Raw genomic sequence first — 18,372 nt, forward strand, 5'->3', positions numbered from 1 at the left:
TATTTCACATAGATCTGCGTTGCTGTCTTAGTCCGAACGGTTCTCTTGTTCGGTTCTCCTTCCGCGGCCTATTAAAAAGCTCGAGGGCGGCGAATGGTCGCTTGCCCCGTCATGGAGAACAGGGAGGATCACATGAGGACGATTGGAGCTCTCGCCGTCTTGCTGGCAAGCACGTCTTTGACACTTGCCGGACCACCGTCGCCGCCAGCCGAAAATGAATCGTTTATCGGCCAGGTGGGTGCGTTCAACGGTGCTTTCGTCAGTCAGAACACTGGCAATAATGATGCTCTGACATTCCAGAATGGCGTCGGCAACTTCGCCGTCACCAATCAGGACAAGGCCAAGTCCAACACATCAGCCATCTTGCAATTCGGTGACGGTAACGTCGCCTTCGCCGACCAGAAAGGCAAGACGAACGATCAGAGCACGTTCCAGGCCGGCGTCATGAACTTCGCCTCGACCCTGCAGCGGGACGGCGCGGACAACAACTCGACGATCGCCCAGTTCGGCTTCGGCAATTCTGCCTTCGCGGATCAGTCAAAAGGAGACAACTCCCAAGACACGTTGCAGGTCGGTGGCTTGAACTTCGCCTCGACGAACCAAACCGACGGCAAGCACGGCGGAAATGACTCCAGTACCATGCAGTTCGGCTGGGGTAACGGCGCCATCGTCGGCCAGGACGGCGGCGGCAATGACCAGACGACGCTGCAGGTCGGCGCCGGCAACTTTGCCGTCACCTCTCAGTTCGGTGTTATCGGCTTCAACGGCAATTCGTCGTCGACGACGCAATTCGGTTGGGGCAACATATCCTTCGCCGATCAGGCGGGCGGCAACAACTCGCAAGACACGTTCCAGGCGGGCGCGCATAACTTCGCCATGACCGGCCAGTCGTCGTTCTTCGGCACGAACAAGGCGACCACGGCGCAATTCGGTGTGGGCAACACCGCTCTGACATCCCAGATCGCCAATCCGCTCGGCTCCAACAATTCGATGATCGTGCAGGCCGGCTATCGCAACACCGCGATCGCCTCGCAATCGGGACTGCAAACCGTGTTCCCCGTCAGCGGTTCGAACCTTCAGGGAACCATCCAGATCGGTTCGGGAAACTATGCCGTTACCTCTCAGACCAGCTCGAGCGGCCTGACAAACACGTCGGTTACGGCCCAGTTCGGCTATCGCAACACGGCCGTTACGGTCCAGCACTGAGTGAGCCGATGGAGGAGGCGAAAGCAAATGTCCGCCTCCTCCTTTAATGCAGCTGAACCAGCCATGTATGCCGGAATCAATGTCGGGCGATCAACATTCATCTTGCTTCTGAAATCCTTCTTGTCCGCGGCCTTGTTGTTCGCGTACGCCGCTCCTGCCTCGTCTCAGGCCGAGTTTGAGTGCCTGATCAGAGCAGACAGGAGGGATGAGTTTCTTATGGTGCGGGCGATTGCAAAGTCTGTAGTAGCAGTATCCGGAACATACAGGCTGGTTCTTTTCAAACATAGCGCAGCAGGTTCAAGCCAGAGCATTCAGCAAGGTAGCTTCGCATTAAAGCCAGGAGCAGAGAACCTTCTTGCCACGACAATGGTCGATGCAGAAAACGGGGTAGAGCTGAGTGCAAGACTGTTGATCGAAACCGATCGAGGTACATCACAATGCAGATTATCAGAATGAAACGCCTGAACGATACGAAATTCGCGCTCGGCGCCGCTCTCGTCTTGGCTGCTTCGTTCTGCCAGATTGCAACGGAATGCCGAGCCGAGACGGCCTATGTCGCCCAGATCCCGGTGAATGTCACGACGACGGTGCAACTCGGAAATCTGCCACCTCAGCAGCAGCAACAATATCATCTTTCGTCGTCCTACCTTTCAGCAGGTATGGCCAGTACGCCGGAAGCAATCATAGTGCCACGAGGCAATAACCTGGCAAGGACGCTAGAAATAGGAACGCGCAACAGCGTGTATCACCTTCAATCAGGAACGGGTAACAGCTCGACTGCCGGTATCATAGGGAACTACGGCAATATCAACGTCCTGCAATCCGGCAATAATCTGAAGTCGAATGTCGTACTGCTGAATGGCGCAGGCCTGAACGTAAGTGTTCTTCAGCCTGCTGGTTCGGCACCTGTCAATGTGCTGATCGCGCGTTTGCCGGGTGGCGGCTTGCTTATCAAACGTTGAGTGGGCGCAGCAGCCTTTGAAAACAAGGGAGGGGAATAGTAATGAGAATAGATGCGGCGATGATTACAGTTGGTTTGTTAGCCTTGATGACGGCGCCGGCTATGGCGGGGCAATTGGTCTATCAGCCGACCAATCCGACATTCGGGGGAAATCCGTTGAATGGTTCATTCCTGCTTTCGACGGCACAGACGCAGGGTGCCGGCGTCAAGTCGGGGCAGCAGCAGACGCCGGATCTCTCCGGTCTCGATAAGGCCTTGAGCAATCTTGGGAATGTCAATCAAGGTACGGGCTCAACCGGAACATCTCCGGTCATCGTGATCCAGAGCGGCCAGGTGCCGGCCAATCCTTGAGCCAAGTTGATTGCGTCATCGTTCGGCGTTGTTGGGAGCGATTTATTCGAGCGGCCATGTCACATGTTGGTTTTCCTGTCGCAGCCATTCTATGCGGGTTGGGTCTTGGCAGCTGCGCCGCCGCGGGCAGCAGCCTCGACCCTATGAGTACTCCAGCGACGCTTATGCCTGCCACCAAGTCAGGTGTGGCATTGGAGAGTCTGCCGCCACCCATACAAAAGCTCGATGTGGCGGTCTATTCGTTTCCCGATCTGACAGGACAGAACAAACCGAACGAAAACTTTGCCGAATATTCCCGTGCTCTGACGCAGGGCGGCGCGCAGCTGTTGACTGACGTGCTGACCAAGGCTGGTAACGGCGACTGGTTCAATGTCGTCGAGCGCACGGATCTGCAATCACTGCTGCAGGAGCGTCAGATCATCCAGAACACCAGGTCGGCGGTTTACGGCGCGAAGGCTGGCGGCATCCCGCCGCTCCGGTTTGCTGGCGTGCTGCTGGATGGCGGTATCATCGGCTATGATTCCAATGAAACGACGGGCGGGATCGGTGCCAATTATCTCGGGATCGGCGGAAACACGCAGTACCGCAAGGACATTGTGACCGTATCCTTGCGGGCCGTCAGCGTCAGTACGGGCCGGGTGCTAGCCTCTGTCAGCACGACCAAGACGATCTATTCCGTACAGTTGCAGGGATCGGCGTTCCGTTTCGTCGGCGTCGACCAGCTGCTCCAGATCGAGGGCGGTATTACACGAAATGCGCCCACGACCTTGGGCGTCCAGGAAGGTATCCAGCTCGCAGTCTATTCGCTGATTTTCGAGGGCGTAAGGAACGGGCTGTGGCAATTCAGGGATGCGGCGGCCGGCGCGGCGTTTATGCGATATCTGGACGAACATCAAAGAGCCATGACGTACAAGCTCGATGCCAACGGTCGGCCGATCGGCCCGGCAGTCGCCGTTCCCGCCGCCAGCGCAGCGCAACCGGCCGTGGAGGCCGCGTCCCAGCCCATTGTGGTCAAGGACAGGCCGAAGAGCTCATGATCGTTGCCGGCGCCAGATCATTTTTTCCGGCAGATCTCAGATTGTGCGTTGTCAGGTCCGCAGGTCGCCGCTCCATTCTGGATGCTGGCATTCGGATTTGGTTTGACCGGAGCCTTGGCGGCAGGTCCTTTCTCCAGGTTACCGTTCGTCCTCGGCGGAATACGTCCTTTCACCTGGGGAATTTGGGTCTCAGAAAATCCGGAACGTCGGATAATGGGTTGGCTGCTTGCTAGGACATCGGCTGAGCCAAGCGTGCCGGCAAGAAGCAAGATGGTCGTAACAGCAATGATTTTACTGGGATGCATCATGTCGATACTGTTCCTGAATCGCACTCTCGAGCCGATATCGAATTCTCGGCTCCGAACATGCCGCTCTCGAAATTTCAGCTGGCCGAAAACCCTTCGGTTCCATATTTGCTGCTGCTCTTATCGGCGGTCTCGCTTTGGCCGCGCGCACGAGACGATCGCCCGCTGCATATCTCATTGTCCGCCGTCGAAATGCAGTCAGCGTGATACTGTGCCCGATCCAACCGTCGGCAAGTGGCCATCGGTCGGTGCGGGTGCGGCCCGCTCGGTCACGCCATTGCCGACATTCGGAAAGATGCTGCTTACCAATCGGACGTTTGCCTGTGTTCGTGATGCCCGCCTTTGCTTGCGCGGTGTCGCCCGGCGATTAGTCGGCAGCTGGTGGGCGGGCATGACGGATGTCTCCGGCAGCTGTTCGACGAAGGCGGGATTTGCTTCCGCGGAGGAAGCCTGTTGCAGATAACTTTCGTCGCATACGGCGCCCTCGGTCAGCGCGAGCATGACGATCAGGGAGTAACCGAAAACGAGTTTTGATGTCATCTGAATCGTTCCCCTGCGTTTTATCAGGATATTAAACGCCTATATTTCCCCCATTGAATAAATGAATTGAAATTCTTCGAAATTTTATCTTCTTTAAACGAATTTGAAATTGATCGATATTCGACATTATTTCAATTTTACTATAAAATTGCAAACAAAATCGGGAGGATGGCATGAATTTATATTTGAAGACATTAGTCTGTTGCGTGGTTTTCTCGCTTTGTGGAGCGGGTGTTTCCTCCGCGCTTGGGGCTGATAATAGCTCAGGGGCGCCGCAATCGGGGCCTCAAGATGTGACGCCGGATGCCGGCAAGACCAATCCATCCAATGCCGTGGCGCCAGCTCCGGCTACATCCGCACCGGCCGGTCCGCAAATTACCGAACAGAAGTTCGATGCGTGGACATTGCAATGCGCGGCCGACAAAACGATGAAGCCGCACTGCCAGATCGTCTACCGATTGACGTCACCGGATCAAAAGCAGGTGTTCATGGTCATCAGTATGGCGCGTTCCGCGGACAAGAAGGTCGGCATGCAGATGGCTCTTCCGCTCGGTTTTGCTATTCAGGGTGGTGTGAAGATTGGCTTCGGCAGCAAATATTCGACAATGGCGAAGGTATCGCGCTGCACCACGCAAGGATGCCTGGTGGAGGGGTTGTGCCCACCCGAGATGCTAGCCGCCTTGATGAAGGAAAAGTCGGGAAAAGTCTCGATCCGGATGATGCAGGGAAACATGGCGGAGCTTCCAATCTCTCTGACCGGCTTCGGCGCCGCCTTTCAGGCAATGCAGGCAGATAGCGGATGATGATTGAGACGCTTCCGTCCGGTCGCACGTCACCTTTTTACGGCTACAAATAGAAAGCTTCCGATATCACTGCCAGCGGGCACAAAGTGATCTCCGGAAATTCAGGATCTTGCCGACTTCCCATGAATTGGTCGGCTCCACGTCCTCACGTGTTTCCGGAAGGGCGGCGAAGGCGACCGCTCGCACGATCTCCCTCGCCGCTTCATCATCAGTCGACGCTACGTTCCGCTCATCGCCTGCAGGTCGGCGACATCGATGCCATGCGTGTCGAACCACCATTCCGGCGGCATGTCGGGATATTTTTCGCGAAGGCGCAAATATCTGGAGCGCAATCGTTCCTGACGCACGACTTCCTGTTCGAAAAAGGGATGGTCCAGTGCTCCGACCATCACATGAATGCGGCGAAGGAGCTTTCGCAAGACATATCCCTGCTCCTTGTTTCCCGGCTTGTAGCCGCTCTCCACGATCGTCGTGACCGTGTCGCGCAACGTGTCGAGTGCATCAGCCGGCGGAGTGCCGTTCACGATCATGTCGAGGCGTTCGGCGCCGAAACCGACGTCGATACAGGTTCCGAGCGGATTGACAATGTTCCCGATTTCGATGCCTTCCTTATAGAACTCTGTGCAATATCCGCTGATGCTGCCGTCGCTCCAGGTGCATTCGTCATCCGGAATAACGGGAATGCGGCCGCGATAGAACGGCGTCCATTCTTCGAGGCGATCCGGATGGATCGTGACATGATCGGGCACGAGGCCAAGGGTTCCGAGAAACTCGAGCCAGAAATCGATGGCGTCGCCGACAGTCATTTCCCTGAACGAGAAAAGCCCCAGCATCGTGAAATGAAGGAAATGCGTTCCGTCCCCGATCTCGTCGAAATCGCCCATTCTCAAGCAGGCCTGAGTGTTGGCGACAGTACCAATATGGGAAGGGTCGGTGAAGAGGTGTTTGTATTGCTGCATCCCAGCGTTGCAGAAGAGCGTGGTATTATCGTGCGGCCTTACGGAGTCTATGCGTGTGAATTTGATGCCTTTGGCAAGGCAGAAGTCTTGATATTGCTGGATCAGGCGTCCCGCGATGACATAGGCAACCTCCTTTGCTGTTCGTGTGCCTTCCTAAAACATAGCGACACGATGCGGGATCTGCAATGCGAAGATGCGAGTTTCACCTTGCCGGACAGAAAGAGCATGCTGCTTCAAGAGGTGGATATTCTTCACCTTTGCTACATGCCTGTCTTGTTTTTGCTGTAGATCTGGTCCGGTGTGCTGACGGCTTTTTTGGACGGGAGCGGCGAGATTGCTTCATCGATCGGTTTGGTGTACGGCCTTGGCCCATAGTGATCGCAAGCGATCGCCGCACGACGGTCGCTGTTCTCAGAGAATGCCAGCCGCTCATCAATGCTGATTGTCCATCAATTGCGCTCCGTCGTCGAGCACACACTGAAATATCATGGTTAAACAGACAAAACCCTTCATTATCGAAATCAAATCCTCCCGCCGAACGAAAGCAAAGCCAGTCGAATCGGCAAGATCGATCTGGGGAGAGCTTGCTGCCGATCTAAAGCAGACCCTGGCGCTGGAGCAGGAAACGCAGCCAAGCGCGTCTGCGCCCGCGGATTGCGCGGCGCAGCCGACACCGGATTCCGAGACGGTTATCGATCATGATGAAGCAACGGCTTCGCAGCCCGGGTTTCAGTTTCTTGAAAAATGGATTGCAAGGAAGGCTGAAAGGCCGAAGGCCGGCTCGCAGGGCGTGGTTGAGGCGTTCCTCGCGCGGCTTGACCAGCAAAAGATCCTGCTTGCGGAGTTTCAGTCGGATCCCGACGGTTTCAAGCGCTGGCGCTCGGCGTGGTTTCGCAAGGTCGCCGGGGGTTTCGGCGTGAGCGTCAGCCATGACCTGATCGATGCTGGCGGCGGTCTGCGACATGTCGTCGTCGATACGCTTGATGGCGTCTCTCAGTTTCTCGAGGATCTCCGTCACCACGCGCAAACCGATCTGGATTTTCAGCGGGCTTTGGAGGCGAACCGCCGGCAGCGCGCAGCCCGGCTGGCTGGCGGCAAAGCAATGTGACGGCTTTTCGGGACAACGGCGTGTGCTAGGTCGAAGACCCGGAGTGCGGCGCGATCTGGCAGATCGGCTTCAGCCGATTGATAGCCCGATCTTCGGTATCCTTGCCGTAAAGCCGCCACGCGTTTTCGCGCGGCTGGCTTGCGGTTTTCGAGAGCAGGCGGGCCATCTACCGGTGGCGTCTCAGTATTTCACGTTTTTCCTCTGGGCGCGCCATGCGGCGCTCCCACAGGATGAGCAGGAAGCTCGAGGCGATGATGAGGAGGGCGCCGGCAAAGACGTTCGTCGCCGGAATCTCGGCCCAGATCACATAGCCGTACACGAAAGCCCAAACGAGGCCGCTATATTCGATGGGCGCCAGCGTCGAAGCGGGTGCGTATCGAAAGCCCTCATAGAGCAGAAACTGCCCAATCGTAGAGATAATGCCGAGGGTCAGCATCAGTGCCCAGCCGCTCGCGTCAGGGGTCTTCCATGTCCATGGAAATGACAGGGCGCAGGCAATGCCGAATATCAGGCTCGTGGCATACATCTGGGTAAGCGTGGTCTCGCTTCGGCTGACGAGCCGGATCAGGATCGTGCTCCAAGCCCAGCAGAAACCCGCGACGATGCACATGGCGGCGGGCAGGAGGTTGGGCGAATGGCTTGGATTTGCCGCGATCGCCACGCCGATGAAGCCTCCTATGCAGGCGATCCAGCGGCCCGCATGGACCTTCTCCTTGAGAACGAAGATCGACAGAACCACGACGATGATCGGCGCCGAAAAGTACAGTGTCGTCAGTTCTGCCAGACCCAGATAGCGGGCCGCATTGTAAAACAGCAGCCAGGCAAGCAGCATCAGCCCGGCGCGCAGGGTGACCGTGCCGCGATAGGGGCTCTTGAAAATTGACGGATGGCGCCGATAACGGACGAGTACGCCTGCAACCAGCACGATGACCAGACTTCGCATGAAGAGGATCTCCGGTACTTCGTAGCTGGCGACCAGCCACTTCACCATCGCGTCCTGAAGTGAGAAGCAGGCATATCCCGCGCAGGCGAGCGCAATCCCTGCAATGGGTCCCTTCTCACGGTTTTCGGAAATCATATGGCCTCGCAGGGTATGTCGAATCGATATGGTCGCTTCCCATTGCAGGAAGCAGTTCGCGGTATAGTGGCGCGAGCGATCTTCTGGCTAAGCGCTTTCCCTCGAACTGACAAGAGAGCCACATATCATCATGCTGCCTCAATGGTGGTTTTCCTGACCGGCTCCGATCGAGGATGGAACGAAACGCCTTCTACGATGTTCCCCAACTGGAAAATCCCGGTGGTGACACTCCTTGGGAGGACATCATGCCTGACCTCAGCGATATCATGCAGGTGGATGCGGATTGGCTGGATATTGTCGTCCGTCTGGTCCTGGTTATCGTCGCCGGAGGTCTGATCGGCATCAATCGAGAGATGGGCGGGCACGCGGCCGGGTTTCGCACGACGATTCTCGTCGGGCTTGCCGCGTGCCTGTCGATGATCCAGGCTAATCTCCTGCTGTCCACATTGGGCAAGACGTCACAATCGTTTGCCTCGATGGATGTGCTGCGCTTTCCACTCGGCGTCCTGACCGGCGTCGGCTTCATCGGCGGCGGTGCCATCCTTAAGCGCGGAGATCTCGTCACCGGCGTAACGACGGCTGCGACGCTGTGGATCATGACGGCCGTTGGCCTATGCATCGGCGGCGGTCAACTCATTGTCGGTTCGGCCGGCGCCCTCATTGCATTTGTGGTGCTATCGCCGCTTAAGCAGTTCGACAGGCTGATCCCGCGCAGGCAGAAGGCGCGTATCGTGATAGAGCGGCCTTGCGATGCCGGCGTTGGGATCACCGATATGCAGGCAGTGCTTGAACCGCTCGGATATGTCTTCTCTTTTGTCGGCAAGGCGGCGGGCTCGACCGAGGCAGTTGCGCATATTTCCTACGAGGTGCGATGGCGGCAGGCAGGGCTGGATGGCGGCGGTGCGCAGCTGCTGACGTCCCTTCAAGAGCATTATAAGGTCGTATCTTTGGAAATGCTGACCACTGGAACTTGAGACAAGTCCCAGATCGGAACATTCCGCAGCGGTGAAAGTTTGTCCCTAATCAAAGAGGGAGAAAACCATGACCGAAACCAAGCAACAGGCAAAGGATTCTCCGGAACGCGGCGATATACGCACACTTCAGGCGCTTGATCAGGCAGCCGGTGGTTCGGGGGATATCGCAGCCGAGGAAACGAAGCGACATTCGTCAGAGGAAATTCCGCCTGAGCATGGGACCGATGACGCACGCTGCGAGGATTCAGCCGAATGCGATCGGCAGCGCAAGCAAACGGCCGATGAAGTTTCCGTCAAGATTTCCGATATCAGAACGATCTCCCGATCAGGGGAGGTCGGGGACGGCAGGATCTCTGAAGACCTGCCAGCCAAGACCTCTACGCTGGTGCAGGAAAGAACGGATGGGGAAATCCGTACCGAAATCGAAGGCAGGTTGAAAGCCGATCGATTGCTCAACGAGGCGAGCATCTTCGTCACCGTCAGCCACGGGCGCGTCATTGTCGAAGGATCCGTCGAAAATCACGAGGCCAAGCAGCGCGCCGAGGCGATCTCCCGGCAAGCCAGCGGCATAACTGGGCATGACAGCAATCTTACCGTGCGCAAATCCTCATAGGATCAGGACTTCGACATGCGAATGCTTCTGCTCCTCATTTTCGGCTTCATGATCGCGTCCATTCTGGCGATTCTCGTCATCAAGCCGTTTACGTCGAGCGATAATCGAGACTCGGGTGCCGTCACACAGGGTCCCATAGAGCAACCCGAACCAAAGCCATAAGACAGATCGGCATTATTCGCCTGGCTGTTGGCCGTTCTGCTGTTCTTTCGGCTGATCGCCGGGCTTGATGACAGGCGTGTTGCCGACCTGCGGCGCGGGCTTTTCCATTTTGCTGTCGCCAACTGACGGTGGTTTCAGCACGCCGCCGCAGTCGGACAGCTTCTGGCTGGAATTGCCGTCCGGCGCCGACGTCTGCCCGCTTTCCGCATGCTTGTTGTCAGCCTGCCGGTTGGTATCCTCTGCCTTGCATCGATCGTCGTTCGGTTGCTGTTGTGCGAACACGAAATTCGATGACACGACAGCCGTTAGCGCCGTTATCAGCAGGAAGCGTCCGGATTTGGCTATCATGCTGCGGCTGTTCGAAAGGCGCGACCACTCAGACCTGGGTGGAGATGATGGTGTCGACGCCGATGGTGCCTTCGGCGACACCGCGCTGACTATATTCTTTGCCATTGTTCACCTCGATGAGGGCATATGGTTTTTGTCGCGAAAGACGCTTGCGGGGGTCGTCGGCCGCGATGGAGACCAGACGGTGAAGCTTCAAAGGCTTATCCATCTTTCATCTCCTCGAACATTGGAAAGGCTACAAATCGGATGGGTAGGAAGCTCGACTGCCGTTTCGTTGGCTATGGAGAGAAAGCGGAAAAATCTCCATATTCTTCAGCACCATCGCGTCCGCTTGGCACGATCTGTAGCCTCGTTGGGCTAACGCCGGGCTTAGCGCATTGTTCCGGTTTAATGCCGATCGGATGCGGGTGCTCCTCGATGGAACCATCTTTCGACGTCTCTGTTAGGTCCATATGGAATTTGTAGAGATGGAGGCTTGCCATGGCATTCGAGGAACCGAAGAAGCCCCAGGATCAGAAGAAGCAATTGTCCGCGACCGAGGCCCGCCAGGGCGTGCGTGGTACGCACCTGTCTACCATCTTGATCGCGGCATTGGTTCTGGCGGCAATCGTATGGGCCGGCGTTGAAGTTTGGGGTCGTTATATCGAACCCAACAAACCGCAGAACCCGGCGCCGACAATAAGTTCCTCCAGCGGGCAGCCGCAGACGGGCACGATAGACAATACGCCGCCGGCAGGGCAATCCATTCAGCCCGCTCCAACCGATCGAACGGAGAACAATCAGCAGGGAACGAAGAGCACACCGGCCCAACCAAATCGCGACGGAACGCAGAATTAGCACGCAGGCTTCCGAGATTTGGGGGATGAATGTGCGTTGCGGATGTCCGCTCCTCTGTGAGGGGACCGGATTTGGGAGCGGAACGGCTCTGGAACTGCCGATGACTGGAAGTTATCCGACACGTCTGTCGTCGGAGAGTGTATCTTCCCCGCTCTCCTGAGCATCGTTCGCGGATGGACGTATTACAGTCGTCCGTCGAAATCTCGCGAGCACCTCTTCGCCGTCGGCGGAGGCTCGCGTTCTCTCCATGATCTCGCGCTCCTTGGCCGCCTGTTCCCAGTGATGGTGGCTGCAGCCCCAGGGGCGGCCGGCTGCTTCCCAGATGGCGTAGGCCCTCTTGCTGATCCACTCGAACCGTTCGTCCGTCATTTTTTCCTCCTTCATGGACGCTCCCACAACTGCGGATGAGTGCGAATGTTCCCTATGGGGAACAATAATGATTCTGATGTGTTCCACCTTAAGTTCAGAACTTCACAGGCTCATGAATCCATGACAGCAAGAGGAGGATCGAATGGCTTTGACGTTGATCAGCAAGGCCTTTGCTGAGAATGCGCCGATACCGAGCAAATACGCGCTGGATGGGGAAAATATATTTCCGCCGCTTGCCTGGGGCGGCGCTCCCAAAGGGACCCAAAGCTTCGCCTTGATCATTGAGGATCCGGATGCGCCGGCGGGAACATTCCGCCATTGCGGCATCGCCAATATTCCGGCGGAATGGACCGGCTTGGTTGAAAACGTGGATGCGATGCAGGAGCAGGCGCTGCGTTTCTACAAGAATGATTTTGGCAATGCCCGCTACGACGGTCCGCGTCCTCCGGCAGGCGATCCGCCGCATCGGTACGTTTTCCGCCTTGCCGCGCTCGATGTACCGCGGATGACGCTTCCCGAAGCTGCTGGCGCGGAAGCCATGTGGCAGAAAGTGAAGAAACACATGCTTGCAGAGGCAAGCCTTACTGGCAGCTACCAATCGTAAGCCACGCTTTGCAAGCTGACACGATCGGCGGTTCCAACCGCCGAGGGATGGTTGCGATGAGCAAAAGGGACCAAGACGGTTCGCACAAGCAGGAACCGCGCACGTTTTCCGCAGAAGATGCCCGTCAAGGCGAGATCATCCTGAAGCGACGGTGGCAGCGTCTGGTGTTCATCGGTGGGCTTGCCGCCGTAGTCCTCGTGATCCTGCTGGTGCGTTTCGCTGGCTAAGCCACCAAAATTTCAACCTGATCCAAAGGAGACATCATCATGCCAGCAAAATCGAAATCACAGCAAATGGCCGCGGGTGCGGCGCTCGCCGCCAAACGTGGCGAAAAAAAGAAGAGCGAACTGAAGGGTGCGTCGAAAAGCATGGTCGACTCGATGAGCGAAAAGGAGCTTCACGACATGGCCTCAACCAAGCAAAAGGGAAAGCCGCAGCACGCGTCCAAATCCTGAGGTTTGGCCGCTGCAAAGCGGTATTTCCGGCTTGCTGTCGATGTCGGTCCAGTTCTATCGTTTCCATCGCCAGTCGCGAACCTCCGGCATATCCTCGCCGTGCAGGCGGACGTAATCGCGGTGTTTGCTGAGCTTTGCCTTCAGGCCATCCACGACCTCCGGTACCTTTGCCGATAGGCCGGTAATACGGTTGATCGCCTCCAAGGCGAGATGGTAGCGGTCGAGCTCGTTCAGCACGGTCATGTCAAATGGCGTCGTTGTGGTGCCCTCCTCGATAAAGCCGCGAACATGGATATTGTCATGGTTGGTGCGCCGGTAGGTGAGGCGGTGGATCAGGTAGGGATAGCCGTGATAGGCGAAGATCACCGGTTTATCGGTCGTGAAGATCTGGTCGAAGGCCTGATGATCAAGGCCGTGCGGATGCTGTTGCGGGTCCTGCAGAGCCAGGAGATCGACCACATTGACCGTGCGGATCTTGAGATCGGGGATCGCCTCGTGCAGCAGCATGACGGCGGCAAGCGTCTCCATGGTAGGAACATCGCCGGCGCAGGCCATCACGACGTCGGGGGCGATGGTGTTGTCCTCGTAGCTCGCCCAATCCCAGATGCCGACGCCGGCTTTACAATGAGCGGCCGCTTCATCGATGCTGAGCCACTGCGATTCCGGCTGCTTGCCGGCAACGATGACGTTGATCCGGTCATAGGTCCTGAGGCAATGATCGCCCACCCACAGCAGCGTATTGGCGTCCGGCGGCAGATAGATGCGCACGATATCGGCCTTCTTGTTGGCGACGAGATCGACGAAGCCCGGATCCTGGTGGGAAAAGCCGTTATGATCCTGCCGCCAGACATGCGACGTCAACAAATAGTTCAGCGACGAAATCGGTTCGCGCCACGGCAATTCGCGCGAAACCTTCAGCCATTTGGCATGCTGGTTGAACATGGAATCGACGATATGGATGAAGGCTTCATAGCACGAAAAAAGCCCATGCCGACCGGTGAGCAAATATCCTTCCAGCCAGCCCTGACATAGATGTTCGCTCAGCACCTCCATCACCCGCCCGTCGCGGGACAGATGGACATCGTAATCCTCGATCGCCTCCATCCAGACCCGATCCGTGGCTTCGAAGACGCTGCCGAGCCGGTTCGATTCCGTCTCGTCGGGACCGAAGATGCGGAAATTCTGCTTGGCATCATTGAGCTTCAGCGTGTCGCGCAAGTAGTGCCCCAGGATTTCGGTGGATTGCACCTGCCTGCTGCCGCGCTCGCCGATCTCTATGGCATAGTCCTCAATGGGGGGAACCGAAAGCTCCTTGCGCAGCAGACCGCCATTGGCGTGGGGACTGGCGCCCATGCGTTTTTGGCCACCGGGCGCAAGCGCCCGCAGCTCCTCCTTCAGCCGCCCGCTATGATCGAAAAGGTCATCCGGATCATAGCTGCGCATCCAGTCTTCCAGGATCTTGCGATGATCCTCGTCGCCTCGGCAGTTGGCGACCGGCACCTGATGTGCCCGCCAGAAGCCTTCGACCTTCTTGCCATCGACTTGCCTGGGGCCGGTCCAGCCTTTCGGGCTTCGCAGCACGATCATAGGCCAGCGCGGCATGGCTTCGGACGACGTCTTTTCGCGCGCGTTTTTTTGTATGTCGCGGATGCGGTCGAACACTTGGTCAAACGTGCCGGCCATCGCCTGATGCATGGCGGATGGTTCATGTCCCTCGACGAAGAAGGGTTCGTAGCCATAGCCCGAGAACAGCTCGCGGAGATCGTCGTCGCTTTCACGGCCGAGGATTGTCGGATTGGCGATCTTGTAGCCGTTGAGGTGGAGGATCGGTAGGACTGCGCCGTCACGCGCCGGATTGAGGAACTTGTTGGAATGCCAGCTTGCCGCCAGAGGTCCGGTTTCGGCCTCGCCATCGCCGACGACGCAGGCAACGATCAGATCGGGATTGTCGAAGGCAGCGCCATAGGCATGCACAAGCGCATAGCCGAGCTCGCCGCCCTCATGGATGGAACCGGGCGTCTCTGGTGCGGCGTGGCTCGGAATGCCGCCTGGGAAGGAAAACTGCTTGAATAGCCTCTGTATCCCCTCCGTCGTCTCGGAGATATCCGGATAGATCTCGCTATAGGTACCCTCGAGATAGGTGTTGGCGACCATACCGGGGCCGCCATGGCCGGGGCCACATATATAGATGACGTCGAGATCGCGCGCCTTGATGATGCGGTTGAGATGGGCATAGATGAAGTTCAATCCCGGCGTCGTGCCCCAGTGGCCGAGCAGCCTCGGCTTGATATGCTGCGGTTTCAGCGGTTCGCGCAGCAGCGGATTGTCCATCAGATAGATCTGGCCGACCGACAGATAATTAGCCGCCTTCCAGTAACGGTCGATCAATGCGAGGTCTTCGGGCGAAAGCGGTGTGGTAACGGCATTCATCTGCATCTCCTCGTTTTCGTCAAGCGATCAGGGCAACGGCCTCTTCTGCGATCACCCGTTCCTCGTCGGTCGGGATCACGAACAGCTTCACGCGGCTGGATGCCGCGTTGACCGAGGTCAAATTGCTGCTGTTTGCATTTTCATCGATCTCGATACCGAGCCACTGCAACCTTTGTGCGACGCGCGTCCTGATCTGCGGCTGGTTCTCACCGATGCCCGCGGTGAAGACGATGGCGTCGAGACCGCCGAGCGTGGCGCATAGCCGCCCGATTTCGCCTGAGATGCGAAGGCAGAACAGATCAATGGCTTCGGCCGCTTCCGGGCTCTCGTCATCGAGCAGAACCCGTGTGTCGCCGCTGATGCCGGAGACGCCGAGCAGGCCGCATTGATGGTAGAGGAAGTCCTCTATCCGTTCGGCCTGCGACATTCCTGTCCTCATGAGGTAGAGCAGGGCGCCCGGATCCAGCCAGCCGGGGCGCGTCGCCATCGGGATGCCGTCGAGTGCTGAGAAACCCATGCTCGTGTCGCGGCTGATGCCGTTTTCCATCGCACACAGGCTGGCGCCGCTGCCGAGATGACAGGCGACGACCTTGCCCTTCGCTGTTTGCCGATCGATCTCTCGAAGCTTCGCGGCGATGTATTTGTAAGAGAGCCCGTGAAAGCCGTAGCGGCGCACTCCGTCGTCATGCATGGCGCGCGGTATCGCCAGCCGTCGCACGACGTCGGCTTGCGACGAATGAAAGGCCGTGTCGAAGGAGGCGGTCTGAAGAACGTCCGGACGCAGCGTTTTCATGGACCGAATGGCGCGCAGGGCCTGGGGCTGGTGCAGGGGTGCTAGGGGTACTAGCTTCTCGATCCGCTCGATCGCAGCGTCATCCAAGAGGATAGCCTCTTGAAACACCATGCCGCCGTGGACGACACGATGGGCAACCGCCCGGAGCCTGCCGGGAAGGTGAGCCAGCAAATGATCCAGCGTTTCGGATATGACGGAGACGAACTGCCCGCTATTATCGCCCCGGATCGCCTTCTCGTATTGATCTTTGCCTATGGAATAGCGGAGCATCAATGGGCTTTGATCGAAATCGATCTTGCCGCGGCCGACATTCCTTGGCCCATCGGTCGCCAGCTCGAAGACCCCGATTTTCAAGGTCGAGGAGCCGGCATTGAATGTCAGCAAGACATCGTCGGACATGTCAGCCTCAAATGAAGAGTGTCGACTACCGCAAGTTAGTGCGTTCGCCTGCGGAGGCAACCGTGCATACCGTCGCATGCTGCTCTTTCTCGCCAACGAGGCTGTCATTCATTGGCAAGCCAGCGAAATGCGTGCCGAAGAAATGCCTGACCATTCGCGATGATCGGGGTTCCGTGCGCCATCAGAACCTTTTTCGTGGGCCAGGCCAAAATATGGTCGAGCGCTGTGCGGGCGACCCGGCGATCGGTGAATGCGATGCGAAATTTGCGGGGCACGGATGGTTCCGGCGCCACCATGAGATCGAGCCGGGCGACGAGACCTCGCCAGCCCCTGAACCACTCCTGCGGAAACTGCTGGAGGAGATCGGCAAAGATCGCCGTCTCGCTGCGGTGGTGAAAGAGAACGGCTTCCGTCGTTATCCGGTTTCCCTCGATGATGGCGATATCGATCTCTCCCGTCCAGGCAGAAAACGGCGTGTCACGGCGAAGGTCCTCATCAAAAGCGATATCCCTACGTTTCTCCCGCAAGCCGGGCGGCGCATAGATTTTCGCTTCGGGAAAAGCTTCCCGCCATTCGGCAAGCCATGTGTGATGCAGCGAGTTCGGCGGCACGAGGTGTCGCACGACGCCCAACGCTTCGATCGCGAAGCGAAGGTCGCTCGAGAGCTTCACCGGCGACCAGAGGACCAAATCGTGGTTGCGCAGTCGGATGACGGCCATGCGCGTGGGATAGTGAAATCCCGCTGCGGCCGTTACGACCGGGCCATCGGCAGTCCAGATATCGGGGCCGAATTCCTTCAACATGACAGCATCCGATTTATTTACACTCGTGTAAAATTACACTATTGTATAAAAATGACAATCATGAAGCGTAGGGAACGATCGAGGAAACTCATCCTTGATGCCGCGGACGCGGCTTTCAGGGAACTTGGATTCGCCGAGACCTCGATTGAGGAAATAGCTGGCCGTGCCGGCCTGACGCGCAAGACAGTCTACAATCTTTTTCGCTCGAAAGAGGAGATCGCTCTCTGCCTGATCGCACTGGTCGAAGCACAGGATGCCGGCTATCGCGTGAGAATGGCGGCAAACGAGAATGTCCTGTCCCTGCTGGAACTGGTACTTTTCGACAGCGCAGGCTGGTGCCTTGCCAATCCGTCGCTTGCAAGGCTTGCTCTCAGTCCCGCCGAACGGCCATCGCTCGACCCGCCGTCCGGTCGGCCTTCGTTTCAGGGGCTTGTGAGGGACATTCTGGCTCTTGGCCAGCGCCAAGGGATCATTCGCAAGGACGAGGATCCCAATTTCATGACCCTTGTCCTGCTCGGCGTTTTTGGGCAATCCATGCTGACGGCACTGTCGACGGGATCGTTCAGCGGGCTGGAAATCAAGCGCATTGTCCGCATCCTTGTCGAAGGTATCGGCTCGGCTGCGCAGCCCTTAAGTTGACGGCCCTCACGAGGCTCGCCACGCATCCGCGTGGCGTCAGACCTCCATCACGTCTTCGAACGCTTCGGGGAAGCTTTCGCGCGCCACTTTCTCGTTGATCACAAGCATGGCTTCGTAGGAGAGCGGATCGAAGTCCTTATCGGCTGGCAGGACTTCGCGCCCGAACAGGAGGTTCAGCCGAGCGGCATCGAGATTGCCGCGCTCGAAGGGTTCGGCTCCGAAATGGTGCCAAAGCGCGTGCAGGAATGCGGCGTCGATCCGGTGTTCCTGTGTTCCCGGCCGCGCGCGGCGCGGCAGCTTTTTGATCGGCGTCACGCCTTTCGGGTTCGCACGGCGAATGGTGAATTGCACGCCCGTGCCCGGCATTCCGGAAGGAAAGCCGCGGTGTTTCGTCATATCGGGAAGCTTGCCCATGGCTGTTGCTCTCTCCTGTTAAGCAATCGGGTGCGCCTTTTCCGATGTCAGGCAAGCCGATGCGATGGAGAAGGCCGTGGAGACGCACTCTGTCGTGATTTCCTTCTCCCAGTCAATTGTAAGACCCAGGCTTTCGTTGTCCGAAGGGACGCATCCTGGCTCGACAATGGGGCGAGTTCTCTAC

The 18,372-nt window shown here is 57.7% G+C and carries 26 protein-coding genes; 14 read left to right on the plus strand and 12 right to left on the minus strand.

Features of this window, described 5'->3' with window-relative positions; genetic code table 11:
- Positions 1-132 precede the first annotated feature (132 nt).
- From PH558_RS27580 to PH558_RS27600, 5 genes are all read left to right on the plus strand, one after another.
- Positions 133-1,206, plus strand: coding sequence for a hypothetical protein (locus PH558_RS27580; protein WP_285207747.1), 1,074 nt, complete (start codon positions 133-135; stop codon positions 1,204-1,206).
- A 27-nt stretch (positions 1,207-1,233) separates the two neighbouring features.
- Positions 1,234-1,662: a curli-like amyloid fiber formation chaperone CsgH gene (gene csgH / locus PH558_RS27585; protein WP_285207748.1), complete on the plus strand. Its 429-nt coding sequence runs from the start codon at positions 1,234-1,236 to the stop codon at positions 1,660-1,662.
- Positions 1,659-2,168: a hypothetical protein gene (locus PH558_RS27590; protein ID WP_285207749.1), complete on the plus strand. Its 510-nt coding sequence runs from the start codon at positions 1,659-1,661 to the stop codon at positions 2,166-2,168. Before csgH ends, PH558_RS27590 begins: the two co-directional genes overlap by 4 nt.
- Before the next feature lie 59 nt (positions 2,169-2,227).
- Positions 2,228-2,518, plus strand: coding sequence for a curli assembly protein CsgF (locus PH558_RS27595; protein ID WP_095438963.1), 291 nt, complete (start codon positions 2,228-2,230; stop codon positions 2,516-2,518).
- Positions 2,519-2,661: 143 nt separating this feature from the next.
- The gene (locus PH558_RS27600) at positions 2,662-3,555 is read left to right on the plus strand and encodes a CsgG/HfaB family protein (protein WP_285207750.1); all 894 of its coding nucleotides are present in this window, start codon (positions 2,662-2,664) and stop codon (positions 3,553-3,555) included.
- Between the two features lie 17 nt (positions 3,556-3,572).
- On the opposite strand, the gene PH558_RS27605 is transcribed toward PH558_RS27600, so the two are convergent.
- On the minus strand, positions 3,573-3,863 hold the full coding sequence (locus PH558_RS27605; protein WP_162738077.1) for a hypothetical protein: 291 nt from the start codon (positions 3,861-3,863) through the stop codon (positions 3,573-3,575).
- Positions 3,864-4,058: 195 nt separating this feature from the next.
- Positions 4,059-4,400 (minus strand): hypothetical protein, encoded by a 342-nt coding sequence (locus PH558_RS27610; RefSeq protein WP_285207751.1) that lies wholly within the window; start codon positions 4,398-4,400, stop codon positions 4,059-4,061.
- A 185-nt stretch (positions 4,401-4,585) separates the two neighbouring features.
- On the opposite strand from PH558_RS27610, the gene PH558_RS27615 reads away from it, so the two are divergent.
- Positions 4,586-5,203: an invasion associated locus B family protein gene (locus PH558_RS27615; RefSeq protein WP_285207752.1), complete on the plus strand. Its 618-nt coding sequence runs from the start codon at positions 4,586-4,588 to the stop codon at positions 5,201-5,203.
- Between the two features lie 218 nt (positions 5,204-5,421).
- Here the strand turns inward: PH558_RS27615 and PH558_RS27620 are convergent, their stop codons facing one another.
- Positions 5,422-6,267: an alanine--tRNA ligase-related protein gene (locus tag PH558_RS27620; RefSeq protein ID WP_483314199.1), complete on the minus strand. Its 846-nt coding sequence runs from the start codon at positions 6,265-6,267 to the stop codon at positions 5,422-5,424.
- A 382-nt stretch (positions 6,268-6,649) separates the two neighbouring features.
- Here PH558_RS27620 and PH558_RS27625 point away from each other — a divergent pair, with 382 nt between their 5' ends.
- Complete coding sequence (locus PH558_RS27625) at positions 6,650-7,270, plus strand: hypothetical protein (RefSeq protein WP_095438384.1); 621 nt, start codon at positions 6,650-6,652, stop codon at positions 7,268-7,270.
- A gap of 25 nt (positions 7,271-7,295) precedes the next feature.
- Here PH558_RS27625 and PH558_RS27630 read toward each other — a convergent pair whose 3' ends face one another.
- A complete protein-coding gene (locus PH558_RS27630; RefSeq protein WP_285207753.1) occupies positions 7,296-7,436 on the minus strand; it encodes a hypothetical protein in 141 nt (46 codons plus the stop codon).
- Positions 7,437-8,348 carry a DMT family transporter gene (locus tag PH558_RS27635; protein ID WP_285207754.1) on the minus strand — a complete coding sequence of 304 codons (912 nt, stop codon included), beginning with the start codon at positions 8,346-8,348 and terminating at the stop codon, positions 7,437-7,439. It abuts the gene before it with no gap.
- Positions 8,349-8,593: 245 nt separating this feature from the next.
- On the opposite strand from PH558_RS27635, the gene PH558_RS27640 reads away from it, so the two are divergent.
- Both PH558_RS27640 and PH558_RS27645 read left to right on the plus strand, forming a co-directional pair.
- The gene (locus PH558_RS27640) at positions 8,594-9,322 is read left to right on the plus strand and encodes an MgtC/SapB family protein (protein ID WP_285207755.1); all 729 of its coding nucleotides are present in this window, start codon (positions 8,594-8,596) and stop codon (positions 9,320-9,322) included.
- A gap of 67 nt (positions 9,323-9,389) precedes the next feature.
- Entirely contained in the window at positions 9,390-9,935 is a 546-nt protein-coding gene (locus PH558_RS27645) for a BON domain-containing protein (RefSeq protein ID WP_285207756.1), read from the plus strand.
- A gap of 174 nt (positions 9,936-10,109) precedes the next feature.
- Here PH558_RS27645 and PH558_RS27650 read toward each other — a convergent pair whose 3' ends face one another.
- On the minus strand, positions 10,110-10,445 hold the full coding sequence (locus PH558_RS27650) for a hypothetical protein (RefSeq protein WP_285207757.1): 336 nt from the start codon (positions 10,443-10,445) through the stop codon (positions 10,110-10,112).
- Positions 10,446-10,473: 28 nt separating this feature from the next.
- Positions 10,474-10,653, minus strand: a complete 180-nt coding sequence (locus PH558_RS27655) for a hypothetical protein (protein WP_285207758.1) — start codon at positions 10,651-10,653, stop codon at positions 10,474-10,476.
- Between the two features lie 272 nt (positions 10,654-10,925).
- Here PH558_RS27655 and PH558_RS27660 point away from each other — a divergent pair, with 272 nt between their 5' ends.
- On the plus strand, positions 10,926-11,282 hold the full coding sequence (locus PH558_RS27660; protein ID WP_285207759.1) for a hypothetical protein: 357 nt from the start codon (positions 10,926-10,928) through the stop codon (positions 11,280-11,282).
- A 111-nt stretch (positions 11,283-11,393) separates the two neighbouring features.
- Here PH558_RS27660 and PH558_RS27665 read toward each other — a convergent pair whose 3' ends face one another.
- Positions 11,394-11,651 carry a DUF2934 domain-containing protein gene (locus PH558_RS27665; RefSeq protein WP_095438961.1) on the minus strand — a complete coding sequence of 86 codons (258 nt, stop codon included), beginning with the start codon at positions 11,649-11,651 and terminating at the stop codon, positions 11,394-11,396.
- A 142-nt stretch (positions 11,652-11,793) separates the two neighbouring features.
- On the opposite strand from PH558_RS27665, the gene PH558_RS27670 reads away from it, so the two are divergent.
- Genes PH558_RS27670 through PH558_RS27680 form a run of 3 tightly spaced genes read left to right on the plus strand, consistent with a single transcriptional unit; the run spans position 11,794 to position 12,710 of the window.
- Positions 11,794-12,255 (plus strand): YbhB/YbcL family Raf kinase inhibitor-like protein, encoded by a 462-nt coding sequence (locus PH558_RS27670; RefSeq protein ID WP_113409663.1) that lies wholly within the window; start codon positions 11,794-11,796, stop codon positions 12,253-12,255.
- 56 nt (positions 12,256-12,311) lie between these two features.
- Positions 12,312-12,482, plus strand: a complete 171-nt coding sequence (locus PH558_RS27675) for a hypothetical protein (RefSeq protein WP_168192622.1) — start codon at positions 12,312-12,314, stop codon at positions 12,480-12,482.
- Between the two features lie 39 nt (positions 12,483-12,521).
- Positions 12,522-12,710: a DUF3008 family protein gene (locus PH558_RS27680; protein ID WP_285207760.1), complete on the plus strand. Its 189-nt coding sequence runs from the start codon at positions 12,522-12,524 to the stop codon at positions 12,708-12,710.
- Between the two features lie 54 nt (positions 12,711-12,764).
- Here the strand turns inward: PH558_RS27680 and PH558_RS27685 are convergent, their stop codons facing one another.
- The 3 genes from PH558_RS27685 to PH558_RS27695 all read right to left on the minus strand — a co-directional run bounded on the left by PH558_RS27685 (position 12,765) and on the right by PH558_RS27695 (position 17,135).
- Positions 12,765-15,140 carry a phosphoketolase family protein gene (locus tag PH558_RS27685; protein WP_285207761.1) on the minus strand — a complete coding sequence of 792 codons (2,376 nt, stop codon included), beginning with the start codon at positions 15,138-15,140 and terminating at the stop codon, positions 12,765-12,767.
- A 19-nt stretch (positions 15,141-15,159) separates the two neighbouring features.
- Positions 15,160-16,332: an acetate/propionate family kinase gene (locus PH558_RS27690; RefSeq protein ID WP_285207762.1), complete on the minus strand. Its 1,173-nt coding sequence runs from the start codon at positions 16,330-16,332 to the stop codon at positions 15,160-15,162.
- A gap of 104 nt (positions 16,333-16,436) precedes the next feature.
- The gene (locus PH558_RS27695; RefSeq protein WP_285207763.1) at positions 16,437-17,135 is read right to left on the minus strand and encodes a DUF4336 domain-containing protein; all 699 of its coding nucleotides are present in this window, start codon (positions 17,133-17,135) and stop codon (positions 16,437-16,439) included.
- 60 nt (positions 17,136-17,195) lie between these two features.
- Here PH558_RS27695 and PH558_RS27700 point away from each other — a divergent pair, with 60 nt between their 5' ends.
- A complete protein-coding gene (locus PH558_RS27700; RefSeq protein WP_244575435.1) occupies positions 17,196-17,774 on the plus strand; it encodes a TetR/AcrR family transcriptional regulator in 579 nt (192 codons plus the stop codon).
- Positions 17,775-17,810: 36 nt separating this feature from the next.
- On the opposite strand, the gene PH558_RS27705 is transcribed toward PH558_RS27700, so the two are convergent.
- The gene (locus tag PH558_RS27705) at positions 17,811-18,188 is read right to left on the minus strand and encodes a hypothetical protein (RefSeq protein ID WP_095438373.1); all 378 of its coding nucleotides are present in this window, start codon (positions 18,186-18,188) and stop codon (positions 17,811-17,813) included.
- Between the last annotated feature and the right edge of the window lie 184 nt (positions 18,189-18,372).

Source organism: Rhizobium pantanalense, assembly GCF_030182525.1.
Lineage (GTDB): Bacteria > Pseudomonadota > Alphaproteobacteria > Rhizobiales > Rhizobiaceae > Rhizobium.